The sequence below is a fragment of the Sphingomonas sp. YR710 genome, assembly GCF_900101455.1.
In the GTDB taxonomy this organism is placed as follows: Bacteria; Pseudomonadota; Alphaproteobacteria; order Sphingomonadales; family Sphingomonadaceae; genus Rhizorhabdus.
This window is the reverse complement of record NZ_FMZJ01000008.1, coordinates 41137-54572: the sequence shown is the minus strand read 5'-3', so window position 1 is coordinate 54572 and position 13436 is coordinate 41137. Positions and strand designations below refer to the sequence as shown.

12 protein-coding genes are annotated in these 13436 nt (G+C 60.9%); 7 read left to right on the top strand and 5 right to left on the bottom strand.

Going from position 1 to position 13436, the window contains the following annotated elements; all coding sequences use genetic code 11:
• Nucleotides 1-384 precede the first annotated feature (384 nt).
• The 5 genes from BLS13_RS11045 to BLS13_RS11025 all read right to left on the bottom strand — a co-directional run bounded on the left by BLS13_RS11045 (nucleotide 385) and on the right by BLS13_RS11025 (nucleotide 6842).
• On the bottom strand, nucleotides 385-1143 hold the full coding sequence (locus BLS13_RS11045; protein ID WP_176943544.1) for a DUF4198 domain-containing protein: 759 nt from the start codon (nucleotides 1141-1143) through the stop codon (nucleotides 385-387).
• Between the two features lie 34 nt (nucleotides 1144-1177).
• Nucleotides 1178-2380: an aromatic amino acid transaminase gene (locus tag BLS13_RS11040; RefSeq protein ID WP_143011937.1), complete on the bottom strand. Its 1203-nt coding sequence runs from the start codon at nucleotides 2378-2380 to the stop codon at nucleotides 1178-1180.
• 83 nt (nucleotides 2381-2463) lie between these two features.
• The gene (locus BLS13_RS11035; RefSeq protein ID WP_143011936.1) at nucleotides 2464-2973 is read right to left on the bottom strand and encodes a hypothetical protein; all 510 of its coding nucleotides are present in this window, start codon (nucleotides 2971-2973) and stop codon (nucleotides 2464-2466) included.
• Between the two features lie 53 nt (nucleotides 2974-3026).
• Complete coding sequence (locus tag BLS13_RS11030) at nucleotides 3027-5918, bottom strand: TonB-dependent receptor domain-containing protein (protein ID WP_176943543.1); 2892 nt, start codon at nucleotides 5916-5918, stop codon at nucleotides 3027-3029.
• 453 nt (nucleotides 5919-6371) lie between these two features.
• Nucleotides 6372-6842: an Lrp/AsnC family transcriptional regulator gene (locus BLS13_RS11025; RefSeq protein ID WP_093452103.1), complete on the bottom strand. Its 471-nt coding sequence runs from the start codon at nucleotides 6840-6842 to the stop codon at nucleotides 6372-6374.
• A 112-nt stretch (nucleotides 6843-6954) separates the two neighbouring features.
• Between BLS13_RS11025 and BLS13_RS11020 the strand changes: the two genes are divergently transcribed.
• The 7 genes from BLS13_RS11020 to BLS13_RS10990 all read left to right on the top strand — a co-directional run bounded on the left by BLS13_RS11020 (nucleotide 6955) and on the right by BLS13_RS10990 (nucleotide 13421).
• Nucleotides 6955-7206, top strand: coding sequence for a DUF6356 family protein (locus BLS13_RS11020; protein ID WP_093452102.1), 252 nt, complete (start codon nucleotides 6955-6957; stop codon nucleotides 7204-7206).
• A 34-nt stretch (nucleotides 7207-7240) separates the two neighbouring features.
• Entirely contained in the window at nucleotides 7241-8275 is a 1035-nt protein-coding gene (locus BLS13_RS11015) for a YeiH family protein (RefSeq protein WP_256325826.1), read from the top strand.
• Nucleotides 8276-8876: 601 nt separating this feature from the next.
• Nucleotides 8877-9425, top strand: a complete 549-nt coding sequence (locus BLS13_RS11010; protein ID WP_093452100.1) for a thermostable hemolysin — start codon at nucleotides 8877-8879, stop codon at nucleotides 9423-9425.
• Nucleotides 9422-11464: an AMP-binding protein gene (locus tag BLS13_RS11005; protein ID WP_093452099.1), complete on the top strand. Its 2043-nt coding sequence runs from the start codon at nucleotides 9422-9424 to the stop codon at nucleotides 11462-11464. Before BLS13_RS11010 ends, BLS13_RS11005 begins: the two co-directional genes overlap by 4 nt.
• A complete protein-coding gene (locus BLS13_RS11000; RefSeq protein WP_093452097.1) occupies nucleotides 11451-12206 on the top strand; it encodes an SDR family NAD(P)-dependent oxidoreductase in 756 nt (251 codons plus the stop codon). Before BLS13_RS11005 ends, BLS13_RS11000 begins: the two co-directional genes overlap by 14 nt.
• Nucleotides 12207-12223: 17 nt before the next feature.
• Nucleotides 12224-12874 (top strand): tetratricopeptide repeat protein, encoded by a 651-nt coding sequence (locus tag BLS13_RS10995; protein ID WP_093452096.1) that lies wholly within the window; start codon nucleotides 12224-12226, stop codon nucleotides 12872-12874.
• Nucleotides 12875-12935: 61 nt separating this feature from the next.
• The gene (locus BLS13_RS10990) at nucleotides 12936-13421 is read left to right on the top strand and encodes an RNA polymerase sigma factor (RefSeq protein ID WP_256325825.1); all 486 of its coding nucleotides are present in this window, start codon (nucleotides 12936-12938) and stop codon (nucleotides 13419-13421) included.
• The last annotated feature ends 15 nt before the right edge of the window (nucleotides 13422-13436 follow it).

Below are 13436 nucleotides of genomic sequence, written 5' to 3'. Positions count from 1 at the left end.
CATCGCCGCTCGAAACGAGCCCGGTCATGCGGGCAAATCTCCAGTACATCCCCACCCCTTCGGCCAGCGGCGCCAGACAGGGTTCAAAAGCGCGCCAATGATCGAGGCCGGAACGGATACCTTGTCGAATTTCTGAAGGCGGGGGAGGCGCAGCATGGGCTTTGCGTTTTCTCGAGACGATCTCAGCTTTCCATTCGCGCCACGAATGGCAACTGAAAATAATCCAATATCAACAGGGCAGGACGAAATACAAACGGGGTTGATCGCGGTGAACGCAAGTGGAATGTCCGCCTGCCATCGCGCGTTATATCCCCGAAGTCGCGGTTCGATGGTGCCGGACGAATCCATCGAATCGCGGGGGTGTGCAGGATTTCTGATGGCAGCTCAGCGGGAGAAGACGAGTGACGCTGTGTAGTCGTCATAGGCGAAGAGCTCGGGATATTTCGACTTTGCCCGGAAATCGACAGCGAGACGATAATAACCCTTATGGTTCAACGGAACGTTGAACATGCCTGCCCCATCGGTATGGACGCCCGGAATTTTGGATGCCGCGGTATCGTCGCCGACTTCTACCTTGTAATTCGGCATGGGCTTGCCATCGATCAGCAACAGCACCGGCAGCATCGCACCATCCTTCAGGGCGAAAGGGTCGCCCTTGGGAACGAATTCAATCCGGTGTCCAAGCACGCGATCATAGCCTGCGCTCGGCTTGTCGATGAAGAAGAGAGACTTGCTGAACTTGAGATAATGCGCTGAATCGATGACGTCAGCTCGCCATTCCAATGTCGTCGCAACCGCCCGGTTCTCGCCATCATGAACATAGAATCCGTTGTCATAACGGCCAGCGAGAACGTACGTGCCTTCGGCGAAATCGCCGAGCCGCAGATCTGGCGTGACGAGCTTTTTGGGGTCGCCCGCGACCTTTTCCACGTCGCGCACAAACGCAATCTTGACGCCCTTGCTGTCGTAGCTCGACAGTTCGACCATGCGAACCTTGTCGATCGGCTGGTAGTCACCGGGATCGCCGTAGAAAATATCAAGCTTAACGCTTTCCTTGTCAGGGATCGGGAAGAGCGTCACGTCGTGCGCCTGAACGGCGCCAGCCGAGATCAGAAGGGCGGCACCAGCGATTATCATCTTCATGGCATGGCTTCCTTTTGTAGCAACAGGTTCATGATCAGCGGCACCCCACTGCCTCCAACGCGGCGAGAAAATGCGGTATATCGTCGTCGCGCATACCCACGAGATTTGCCCGGCCCGACGCGGGCAAGTGAATGGCATGGTCAAGCATGAGGCGATGCACCTGGGCCGGGTTCAGCGGCAGCATCGCAAAGATACCACGCTCGTCGCCTAGCGAGGCGAGCACGGAAAGTCCGCTGGCGGCAAGACGGGCCCTCAGTCGAATGATACGGTCACGCATTCCCGCCAGTTCATCGCGCCAGGCTTGTGTCAGGTCGGGATTGTCGAGGATCATTGCCACGGCTTCGGCTCCGTGCGCCGGCGGTGTTGACACCATCAATCGGCTCAGTCGGCCAAGCTTGTCGCGCACCCGGACGGCTTCGCCAGCATCGGCACACAGCACGAACAGGGCGCCGACGCGCTCGCGATATAATCCGAACGCCTTCGAACAGGACAAGGCGATCATCGCACGCTGGCTGCGTGCCACCATATCGCGGGCGATCTCCAGATCGTCGTCGATGCCGCTACCCAGGCCATAATAAGCGATGTCGAGCATCGGCACGGCACCGGTCCGCTGCAATATCGCAAGCGCCTCTCTGCGCTCCGCCATCGAGAGATCCACGCCGGTGGGATTGTGGCACGGCCCGTGAAACAGAAAAAGATCGTTGGGACTGCTATTCCGTGCAGCAATCAGAATCTGATCGACAAGAGGTGCATTCGCGCCGCGCTCCCAATATGCGTGTTCGACGGCCACGACACTCTCGGCGGCAAACACGCCGGCATGACTTGGCCAGGTGGGGGCCCCGAGGTGAATGCGGGGTTCTGTGCTTGCCGAACCGGCAAGCGCGGCCGCCAGTCGGAGAGCGCCTGTACCGCCGACCGTCTGGATCGCGACGATTCGATGCTCGGCCAGCGCGGGGCAATCGGCGCCCAGCACCAGGTCATTCATCGTTCGCAAGAACGCCGGGTCGCCTAGCAACGGGCGATATGCTTTCGTTTCCTGCCGGTCGACGAGACATCGCTCGGCTCGCTTGACCGCTTTCATGACCGGCGCCCGACCGGAACCATCACGGTAGACACCGACGCCGAGATCTATGCGCTGCGGCCGCAGGTCGGCCACATAGCGCGCGGCGACCTCGTAAAGAGGATCGCCTGAAAGGACCGAGATACCAGCAAACATAGCAACCTCGATCGCCGACACTTGCGGCGTCAGACCTTTGGGATCGATGAAAGTGCTTGCCCGTCGCCAGCCGCACGGGGCGGCTGGCGACGGGGTTGCAACAGCTATTTTCCGGCTGGAATTATCGGATAATAGACGCCGGGATGCGCGGCCTTGAGATCGACCTCGATCACGCTCTGATCCCAGTGGCCGACGGTCATTGCCCAGCGGCTCGCCTCACCAGCGGCATAAGCATCGAGATCGGGAAACAGCTTCTTGATGACTTCGCCGCGCGTCAGAGGCAGCTTCTTGGCTTGGCTCGGCGGTGGGGAAATATTGATGATCATGAAATCCCAGGACGGCTCGATCGAGTGGCTCGAATTGGCATAGACGGTCGAGCTGAGCGTTGCCCCCTGTTGGATCTGATACTCCATGATCGGCCTGTGCCATTTCAGATAAAGCGCAAGCCACTCATCCTGCTTGCCCGGCGGCGCCTTATAATAATCTACGCCGACGACCGGCCTGTCGGGCAGCTGGCGCCCAGCCATCGCCTGGGCTGAGGCGGGGCTGCTCGCCATCGGTGCGGCCACGGCCGCGAGACCGACGGCGAGGAGTGCACGAGTCAATAATTTCATCATATATTCCCTTCACTGGAGGATGACTCAGGTGGAAATCGGTTTGGTGGCGATCAGAATTTGACGTTGACACCAACGTAGAAGGTGCGGCCGAGAACATCGTAGGTACTGGCTTCGGTGACGCCAAATTGTCCGCCAAGTCGGGGCGGATCCCTGTCGAACAGATTGTTGACCCCGAAACGGAATGCGTAATCCTTCAGGACATTGATCGAGGCATATAGGTCGAAGAGATTGTACGGGGATTGGCCCGGTGTCGTCGACGCCGGATTCGTCGCCCTGGACGCCGATTGCATCGCGCCCAGATAGCGCCACCGAAGACCGAGAGTGGCGGCCTCATTGCGATAGGACAGGCTGGTTGCCGCCTTCCACTTCGGCAAGGATCCGGGCTGGCCGTTGGCGGTCGAACCGACCGTACCGGCATAATGCGCAAATACGCCGCCCGCCGCGGTTTGTACGTCGAACTTGTCGAGCCAGCTGACAGAAGAATTGAGGTCCAGATAGGAGGATGGCGAGAGGCCGATTGCGTCAAGCGCGATCGACCAATCCAGCTGAAAATCGACGCCGGCGGTCTTGTAGGCACCGAGATTCAGGGTCGGCTGGAAGACATTGAGCAGTCGGCCATCGGCATCGCGCGTGACGTTCTTGCAAAAGAAGTTCGTGCTTGAATATGTCGGATTCGATCCATTGTAGTTGAAGCAGGATGCGAGGCTTTGCCCCGCCGCGACAACCCCGATCGCGTTCGTCACTTTGATATTATAATAATCGACGGTGAAATTCAGCCGTGAAAACCACGGCGCTTCCAACTTCGGGCTGATCACGACGCCTGCCGTAAACGTGTCGGCGGTTTCGGGCTTCAGCGCAAGGTTGCCGGAATTGGTTGCGTTGGTCTCGTTCTGGGTATTCACGAACGTATCAACCACGGCCGCGGGCACACCTTGCGCAATGCAGAGCGATCGTACAGCCGAAGCATTGCTGCCGAACCGGGCAGGGCTGCCGAGCGTGCAGGGGTCGCCGAGCCCGTTGGACGCCTCACCGATGTTCGGGATCGCGCCGTTATTCGGAACGAACAGCTCACCCACGCTCGGCGCGCGAACGGCACGGGCGTAGCCGCCGCGGAACAGCAACATGGGCACCGGTGCCCATGTCACGTCCGCCTTGTAGGTGTGGACACCGCCTGAGAGGTTATAGTCGGAGTAGCGATAACCCAGATCGAGATCGAGGCTGTGGACGAAGGGCATGTCCTTCATGATCGGGACAAGCAGTTCGCCGTAGATTTCCTTGACACTCGTCGATCCCGAGCTGTCGCTGGTGAACAGAACACCGACGACATCAGCCTGCTGAAGGATGCGGTCGACGTTGGTTGCATAGCTATTGCGCCGGTAATCGGCGCCTGCAGCAAACCGGAGCTGTCCTCCGGGCAGTGTCAGCAGACCGCCCTGAATGTTCGCTTCGATCACATCCTGCTTGAGTGTCGTCTTGCGATAGGGCGAAGCCACCAGATAGCTTTGGCAGGCGGACGACAAGGTCGTGACGCCGAATGGGTTGTAACCGCCCGCGCAGATGCTTTTGCCGCCATCGGCGGCGTTGAGAAGCGCTTTCAGCGACGAAATGAGCACGGACCCGGGTTGGTTTTCATCGATCGAGGTCGATCCGTGCGAGCCATAGACTTCCCACGAACCGTCGATGCCCGTGAGCTTGCCCTGCAGCCCCCCGACGAGCTGCACGACCTCGAAATCTCTGTTGGTCAGGCGCGGACCGGCTTCCAGGAACCGTTTCTGCAAGGTCAGATTTGCGGTGGGATTGGCGCGGCTGGCGAGCAAGGTACTCAGCGCCGCCGGGATGAACGGATTGGTCACCGGGATCGACAAGGCCGTATTGCCGGATTCCACGACGACCTGGGTTGAATAGTTCGCATATTGGAACTGGCCAAATGCTGTGATATCCGGCGTGAGTTCGTAAGTCGTTCGGCCGAACGCAGTATATCTCTCCAAGGGTGCCTGCAGCGTCAGATACACATTCAGATTATTCACCTGAGTGCCAGTGTTGAACAATAACCCGCCTTGCGAGCCCTTGTAATTGAAGACGCCGTTGCTGGCGCTGAACAAGGTGCCATCGGCATTGAAACTGAGAGCGGCATTCCGCGAGACCGATCCCGCTGCGACGCCGTAGCTGCTGAACAACGCATTGATTGCCGCCTGCGAGGGGGCGTTTGAACCGACCGTATAGGCTCCGGTTGGAATCCGAAGATCGGTTCCGCCCCGGTTCTCGCGATAGAAGGCGCGTGACTGGAATCCGACGGGATTGCGCTTCGAATAGGACATCGAAATCACGGCATTACCGCGGCCGTCGGCAAAATTGCTGCCCAGCGTACCGGCAACGTCCACTACTTTGCCATCGCCGTGCCCGGTGATGTTGGATTGTCCGTCCAGCATCAGGCCCTGGAAATTCTTCCTGGTCCGGAAGTTCACGACACCCGCGATCGCATCCGATCCGTAAACCGCAGATGCGCCGCCGGTGATAACTTCGACGCTCTCGATCAGGGACTTCGGAATGGTGTTGATATCGACCGCCTGCTGGACATTGGAAGGCTGCATGCGGCGGCCGTCCAGAAGCACCAGGTTACGAAAGGCACCAAGTCCACGCAGGTTCAGCGTCGCCTGGCCGGTCGAACCGAAGCCCGTCTGCGTACTATTCTCACCGATGCCGAATTGCGGCAAGGTCATAAGCGATTTTTCCAGCGTGACTTCGCCCGTCGATTTGATCGCTTCCAACGAGACGGTCGAAATGGGCGAGGCCGAGCTATAATCGCGCCGGCTGATCCGCGAACCGGTAACGACGATGTCGCTGCTCGCGCTCGATTGGGCTGCGTCCGGTGATGACGTTTCTGGCTGCCCCTGTGCAGCAGGCGTCGGAGATACGACTTGTGAGAATGCCGCTGCGTGCAAGCATAATGCCGAAACAGCGGCGCTACCTTTCAGTAAAGGTCGGAGCCTGGATGAATATCTTGTGCCATAGACCATGATTGTTCCCCAATTTTGTTCGCCTTTAGGTAGTCTACACGCACTGCGGACTACCTTCCCCGTCGATCCGTCGAACCGGGGCGCAAAGCGCTCCCGTTGCTGGTCACGCAACACACCCAACTGGCGATATCCCCAACTTTGATAGTGGCACCCGGCGGTTAGACCCGCCTTTCGGCCCTTAGGATCATAGCTGTGTTGATCCGAAAATTTGTTCCAAACTATGCTGTCTTAACCCCCATCGGCGCAGTATATTTTTTCTTTTTGGGGCATATTGTGGAATTTCATGCGCTTTTCAGCCTCCATCCGGGGCGAAAGTTCTTGCCTTGGCGTAATCCGAATCAGGTGGCGGCGCAAGAAACGATCGGGCCGCGCATTGGCCTAATCAAAGAGTGGCAGGGCCGTCGTCGATTTGATCTCCTGCATGGCAAAAGAAGAACTCACATCGTGCAAATCAGCGACTTTGGTGAGCTTCCGATAAATCCGATCGTAATCGGCGATATCTCGCGCAACGATTTTCAGGAGATAGTCGATCTCGCCGCTCATCCGGTAGAATTCGACCACCTCCGGAATGCGGGAAACACCGGCGGCGAAAACTTCTAGCCATTCCTCGCTGTGGCGCGCAGTCCGAATGGCAACGATCACGGTCACGCCCAAGCCAAGCCGTTCACGGCTGAGAATCGCGACGCGGCGTTCGATAAAGCCCTCTTTCTCAAGTCTCTTTATGCGCTTCCAGCAAGGGGTTGCAGACAAGCCGACAGCTTCCCCGATCTCGACCACGGATCTGGTCGCATCGCTTTGCAGAATTTCAAGAATCCGGCGATCGATTCGGTCGAGACTAAAATTCTCCATAAATCGCTTCCTCTAGCACGTAATTGCGAAGTTAGGCCGGTTCAGCAGCAACAAAAGAACCATATTTCCGATCACCCTGTCTATCCTCTCCTCGCAAGAAGAAGGAAACCCCATGCTCGATCGGTATTTTCTGGCCCATCCGCGCAGCGTCGGTGAAAGCTATGGCGAGCATATGGGGCAGGCATTGTTCTTTGCGCGCCACCTGTTGCTCGGCGGCGTGGCCTGTCTGGTGCATGCGTTTCTGCCCTTCCTGTTTGAAAGGACGGGTAGTGGGCGGGTCGCGATGCTTCATGATCGGATGATCACAAACCGCGTGTCGGCGAAACCCGCCGCCGTCGAAAATACGCGTGTCGCTGCGGAATGAGATCATTGGATGCAGGCTGGGCCCGGGAACCGGTATGACGATCCAGCAACGGCCGATGGCTGCCGACCTTTATGGCGATCTGATCCCAAGCGCTCCAAGAAAATGGCGCGACTACCCAGCCGGACTCGCCGTGATTTGCGCCGCCACCCTTGCGGCGGGCTACCTCACCGATCGGTACGGTGCGCCGCTGACACTGATGGCGCTCCTGATCGGTCTAGCGCTAAATTTCCTGAGCACCGACCAGCGGCTCTCTGCCGGCTTGAGCGTCGCGTCGGGGCCCGCCTTGCGGTTGGGTATCGTGCTGCTGGGCGCCCGGGTCACGCTGGAACAGATAGCAGACCTTGGCCCCACGGCGTTGATCGCGGTCATGTGCATTGTTACCGTCACCATATGTTCGGGCGTTGTCGTGGCACGTATGGCCGGCGCCGGCGCTGCTTTCGGAGTCCTGGCGGGCGCGTCGGTGGCAATATGCGGTGCATCTGCTGCGCTCGCGGTCGCGGCCGTCCTCGGCCAACGGCGGATCGATAGGGCGCAATTGGCCAGTGTCCTGGTCGGTATCGCAGCTCTGAGCGCGACCGCGATGTTCACCTATCCGATCATCGCGCATATGATTGACCTCAATGACCGTCAGGCCGGATTTTTGTTCGGCGCGGCGATTCACGATGTCGCCCAGGCGATCGGCGCCGGCTATTCCTTTTCGCCGCCGGCCGGCGAGACAGCCGCGATCGTGAAGCTCACCCGGGTGGCATTGCTGGCCCCCGTGCTGACAATTGTTTCGTTGGCGTTCCCACGCGACGCTCATGGGCCGAGGGCGATACGCTTCCCGCTATTCGTTCTGGGCTTCTTTGCAATGGCCGGAGTAAATTCATTCGGGCTGGTGCCATCAGGCGTGGCTCACTACCTGAATTCCAGCGCGACCGCCCTGCTCGCGGGAGCCGTCGCCGCCACCGGTATACGCGCTCCGATGGCCGCCCTTAGAGGCGGTGGGTTGAGGCCAATCTTGATCATTGTCGTTCCGACACTTGCCGCGTTGCTGCTGGCTGTGACGGTCGCTCACCTTTTAATCTGATTAATCAGGAAGCCAATCGGAACATCGCCTCGGAGAGGCCATCAAGAGTGACGCTCAAAATTGTCAGCAACTCACGAAGAGTCAACAGTCTGCGGCCTGAAACGACAATTACCTCCGGCGGGGAGTGACCGATTTCTGTGCGAAACCTGCCGATTCAAGCCCTGCTACCGAACGGCGGGTTAACCCCACAAATCGGTGATGACATTCTCACCAAGTCCACCAGGTGCTCAGGCAGTTCAAGCAGCGCAACGGCGCCGACACTTGCCGGACCCTTTGGTGGGCGGGCTTTTTGTTATATCGTTGATATCCAATAACTTTCCTTCCGCGCACGGCGCGCGGCAGCGATACCATTCGCCACCTGCACGAAGCCCCCGGGCGCCGCCGACCATCGGCGAAGATGGGAAGGCCGCAATGGCTGTTTCGATCGCGGTGACAATATTGGCCTTGAGGGCAAGATCGGTGATGACAACGGCACACCGCGTGCCGACAACCTTCGCCCCGAGACCGAAGCGGCCGCGAAAGTACGTATTTCCGCGCCATAGGACTGAGGTCGGCGCCCCAATGCGCCGTCTCTCGCACGAACCTGTTGGCGGGAGTTGCAATGCGTCAGGAAATCGTCCGCGATTATGTGCGGCACCAATTCGCATACCATCATCGGGCCCACGTGGCCGCCGACTATGATACGTGGCGCGTCGTTGCCGATGCTGCCGATCTGCCACTGGCAGTAATCGGCTATCGCGGCGGCGAGGAAGGGTGTCTCTTCCTCGAAAGTTATTTCGACGAAAGTATAGAGCAGGTGCTCGGACGCCATATCGGCAAGCCGATCGGCCGCGACCGGATCGTCGAGCTCGGCTGTCTGGCCGCCGCTCCATCTGCAGCTTTGCTGAAGTTGTGGACCGGATCGGCGGAGGACTTAGGCGACCGCTACGACTATGCGGTCGCCACGCTTACGCTGCCGCTCCGCCGCATGTTCGGGCGGATCGGCATTCCGATCGTCGAGCTGACCCCCGCGCGGATCGAACGGCTCGGAGCGGAGCCTGCCGACTGGGGCCATTATTATGCGCTTGATCCCGTTGTCTGCGCAGGCCCAATCGGCGCCGGTGCCGAAGCCTTGGCACGCTATTTCGCGAAGCGGGCGCTCGCGGCGTGAGCCGATTGCTCGATGCGATCGTCGATCGCTCCCTATCTTTTCCCGACCGGATCGCGATCCGTAACGACCGCGAAACCTTGTCCTATGGCGATCTTGCCGCGCGGATCGCGGCACGGGCGGTGCATATTCGTGCGACGATCGGGGACCGGTCCGGGCCGGTCGGGATCGCTTTGCCCAATGGGCTGGACTGGATTCTCACCGACCTCGCCTTGCTGGCCCTGCACCTGCCCTGTGTCCCACTGCCGCCTTTTTTTTCGATGGCCCAGTCCGAAGCCGCGCTGGCCGATGCCGGAGCAATCGCAGTGGTATCGACCGATGGCATAGCTCTCCTGCACCACATCCCTGCCGATGTTCCGGCCGGCACCGCCAAGATCAGTTATACGTCGGGATCGACGGCTGCCCCCAAGGGCATCTGCCTGTCCGACGACGCGATGCTGGCAACCGCCTCGGCGGTCGTGGCGCGGTTCGGCGCGGGCATGGCTGGTGTCCACATGCCGGTGCTGCCTTTGGGTGTTCTGCTCGAAAATGTCGCGGGCCTCTACGCCAGCCTGCTGGCCGGCGGGACGTACGCGGCATATGATGGCGCCAATATCGGACTCGGCAATCCATTTCAGCCGGACATGCCGACGCTGATCGAAGCCGTACAGTCCACGGGCGCGACCAGCCTCATCCTCGTTCCGGAATTACTCGCGGGCCTGGCAGCCACGCTGGCTGCGGGGCAATGGCGCTTGCCGGGCCTTCGCCTGGTGGCGGTCGGCGGTGCCCGCGTTCCGATCGATCTGCTTGCGGCAGCCGAGGCGGTCAATCTGCCTGTCGTCCAGGGTTATGGGCTCACCGAATGCGGATCGGTGGTGACGATCGAACAGCCTGGCGAGGTCAGCCGGGGCACCACGGGCGCCCCGCTCGATCACGTCACCATATCGATCGCCGATGACGGCGAGATCATCGTCAACGGCACCGGCCATCTGGGCACGATCGGGGCGCCGCGCAGCGCCGGGCCGATCGCGACCGGGGACATCGGAAGGCTCGATGCGGCCGGTCGGCTCATCGTCGAAGGCCGCAAATCGAACCTTCTGATCACGGGCTATGGCCGCAACGTCTCGCCCGAATGGGTGGAGGAAGTGCTGCTCGCGCAGCCCGTGATCGCCCAAGCGATGGTCTATGGCGATGGCGCGGCCAGCCTCTCGGCGCTGCTGGTGCCGTGCGCGCGGGACGCCGATCTTGCCGCGGCCGTGGCGGAGGCCAATAGCCGCCTGCCCGCTTATGCGCGGATCGATACCTGGCAGCCAAGCCGCCCATTCTCGCCGCAAGATGGCACATTGACCGCGAATGGCCGCCTGCGCCGTACCGCCATTCTCCGGCGCGCCGCCGATCTGCCCTTTTTCGATCAGCTCGTGGCGCGAACGGCCCCGGTCAGGGCCAGGCTGCTGGCTGTGCCGCAGTTGCGCGCCGGCCTGGCCGGCCGGATCGATCGCCAGACCTATCTGGCCTATCTGGCGCAGGCCTATCATCATGTCCGCCACACCGTACCTTTGTTGCGCGAAGCCCGTGATCGGCTCGGTCACCGGCCCGTGCTGAAATCCGCGCTCGACGACTATATTGCCGAGGAATCAGGCCATGAGCAGTGGATTCTCGACGATATCGCCGCTGCCGGGGGTGATCCGGCCCGCGCCGTAGCCGACGGCCCTTCGCCAGCAACCGCCGCGATGATCGACCATGCCTATCGCACTATTCGCGAGGGAAATGCGGCGGGCTTGTTCGGCATGGTATTCGTGCTCGAAGGCACCAGTATCGCACTGGCCTCCAGCGGCGCAGGCGCCGTCCGCGCCAGCCTGAACCTGCCCGAAACCGCGTTCCGCTACCTGACATCGCATGGGGCGCTCGACCAGGATCATATGCGCTTCTTCGAAACGCACATGAACCAGATTGACGATGTCGCTGATCGCGAGGCGATCGTGGCCATGGCCGAGGCGATGTTCGATCTGTTCGGCGGCGTTTTCGCGGCCATCCCTATGGAGAGCCTGAATGAAACAGCCTGAACGCAAGACGATAGCACTGACCGGCGCTGCCGGCGGCATTGGAACGCTCGTCGCCGATCGTCTGCGCCATTCCGCTTATGTCATCGGCATCGATCGCATTCCCTGCCCTGCGGCGAACGAGACGATTCTGGGCGATCTCGGCACGTTCGAGGGCCTTCAAATTCTGTCCGCGGATCTGGCCGGTCGAGGGATCGATACGCTGATCAATCTCGCGGGAATCCAGTATTTCGGGCCGTTCGAGGAGCAGGCGCCCGAGAATCTCTGGGCCGGCTATGTCATCAACCTGATCGCCCCCGCGATGTTGTCGCGCGCTGTGCTGCCTGCGATGGCTGAACGCGGACAGGGGCGGATCGTCAATATCGGATCGGTGTTCGGCGCGATTCCCTTCGCCCATTTCGTGAGCTATTCGAGCGCGAAGGCCGGCCTCAAGGGCCTGAGCGATGCGCTGCGCCGCGAATATGCGGGAAGCGGTGTAGCGGTCACCCATATCGCGCCGCGCGCGGTCCGCACGCCGCTGAATTCCGCGAAAGTCCTGGCCTTCGCCGAAGCCACGAAGATGTCGATGGACGCGCCCGAGTTGGTGGCCGACCGGATCGTGGCGGCTATCGCCAGGGGTAGCCGCGATGTCGTGATCGGCTTTCCCGAAAACCTGTTCGTCCGGATCAACGCACTCGCCCCGCGCCTCGTCGATCGCGCACTCGCTGCAAACGATCGCAAGGCTGCAGCCCTGTTCAACGCATAACCAAGAGGATTCAACATATGAAACTGCTTAAACGGGTCGCTTTCGTCGCCCTGCTTCTCGCTGGCGCCGGCGCGGCTCTGGCCGATCCGGTGGTCGATCGGGTGATGGGCATCGCGGGCGGCTGGGCCCAGATCAAATATCGTACGGCGGAGGCCGACCAGCTCGCGGCAATGATGCGGTTGAAGGCGCAGGCCGATGCTGCCGTCTCGGCCATGCCGAACCGGGCCGAGCCCTTGATATGGGACGGTATCGTCACTTCGACCCTGGCTGGCTTGAAGGGTGGGATGGGCGGGCTCTCGCTCGCCAAGGAGGCGCGCGGGCTACTCGAGAAGGCCGAGAAAATCGACGGCAACGCGCTCGACGGATCGGCCCATACCAGTCTGGGCGCACTATATTATCAGGTACCGGGTTGGCCCATCGGCTTCGGCAGCAAGGACAAGGCCCGCGAGGAGCTGACGGCCGGGCTGCGCGCGAATCCGCGAGGAATCGACTCCAATTATTTCTGGGGCGACTTTCTCTACAATCAGGGGCAATATGCCGAAGCGGCAAAGACGCTGCGGACGGCGCTTGCAGCACCGCCGCGTCCAGGTCGCGAAGTGGCCGATGCCGGTCGCCGGGGCGAGGTGCAGAAATTGCTCGCAGCGGTGAATGGCAAGCTCGGCGGCTGAAACGCGGAGAGTTGCTGTAACGGAATTTAAGGGAGAGCAACCGGGAGGCCTTGCCGCCACATTGCTCGCACACCGTCCGCAACTCCTGCGCTTCTTTACGGGCCGCACCGGCGACCCGGCCGAGGCCGAGGATGTCGTCCAGGAAATCTGGCTGCGCATTTCGCAGGCGGAGAGCGGACCGATCGCCGATAGCTTGTCCTATCTATACCGTGTGGGCCTTAACATCGTCATCGATCGCGTGCGCGAGCGGCAGCGCCGCGAACGCCGCGAGCATGACTGGACTGACATCTCGGTGACGCGGCTGGGCGGCGAAGCGGTCGATGAGCGCCCTTCGGCCTTTGCCGGCGTTGAATCACGGCAACGAGCACGTCAATTGGCCGCGGCAATAGAAGCCTTGCCCGCCGGCGCCCGTCGGGTATTCCGCCGGCACAAGCTCGACGGGCTAAGCCATGCCCAGGTGGCGGCTGAATTGGGGATCACCAAGAGTGCGGTAGAAAAGCATATCGCGGTGGCGCTCCGCCACCTGACAGCAGCGCTCAAAGAATGATGCCGGGCGGACTGA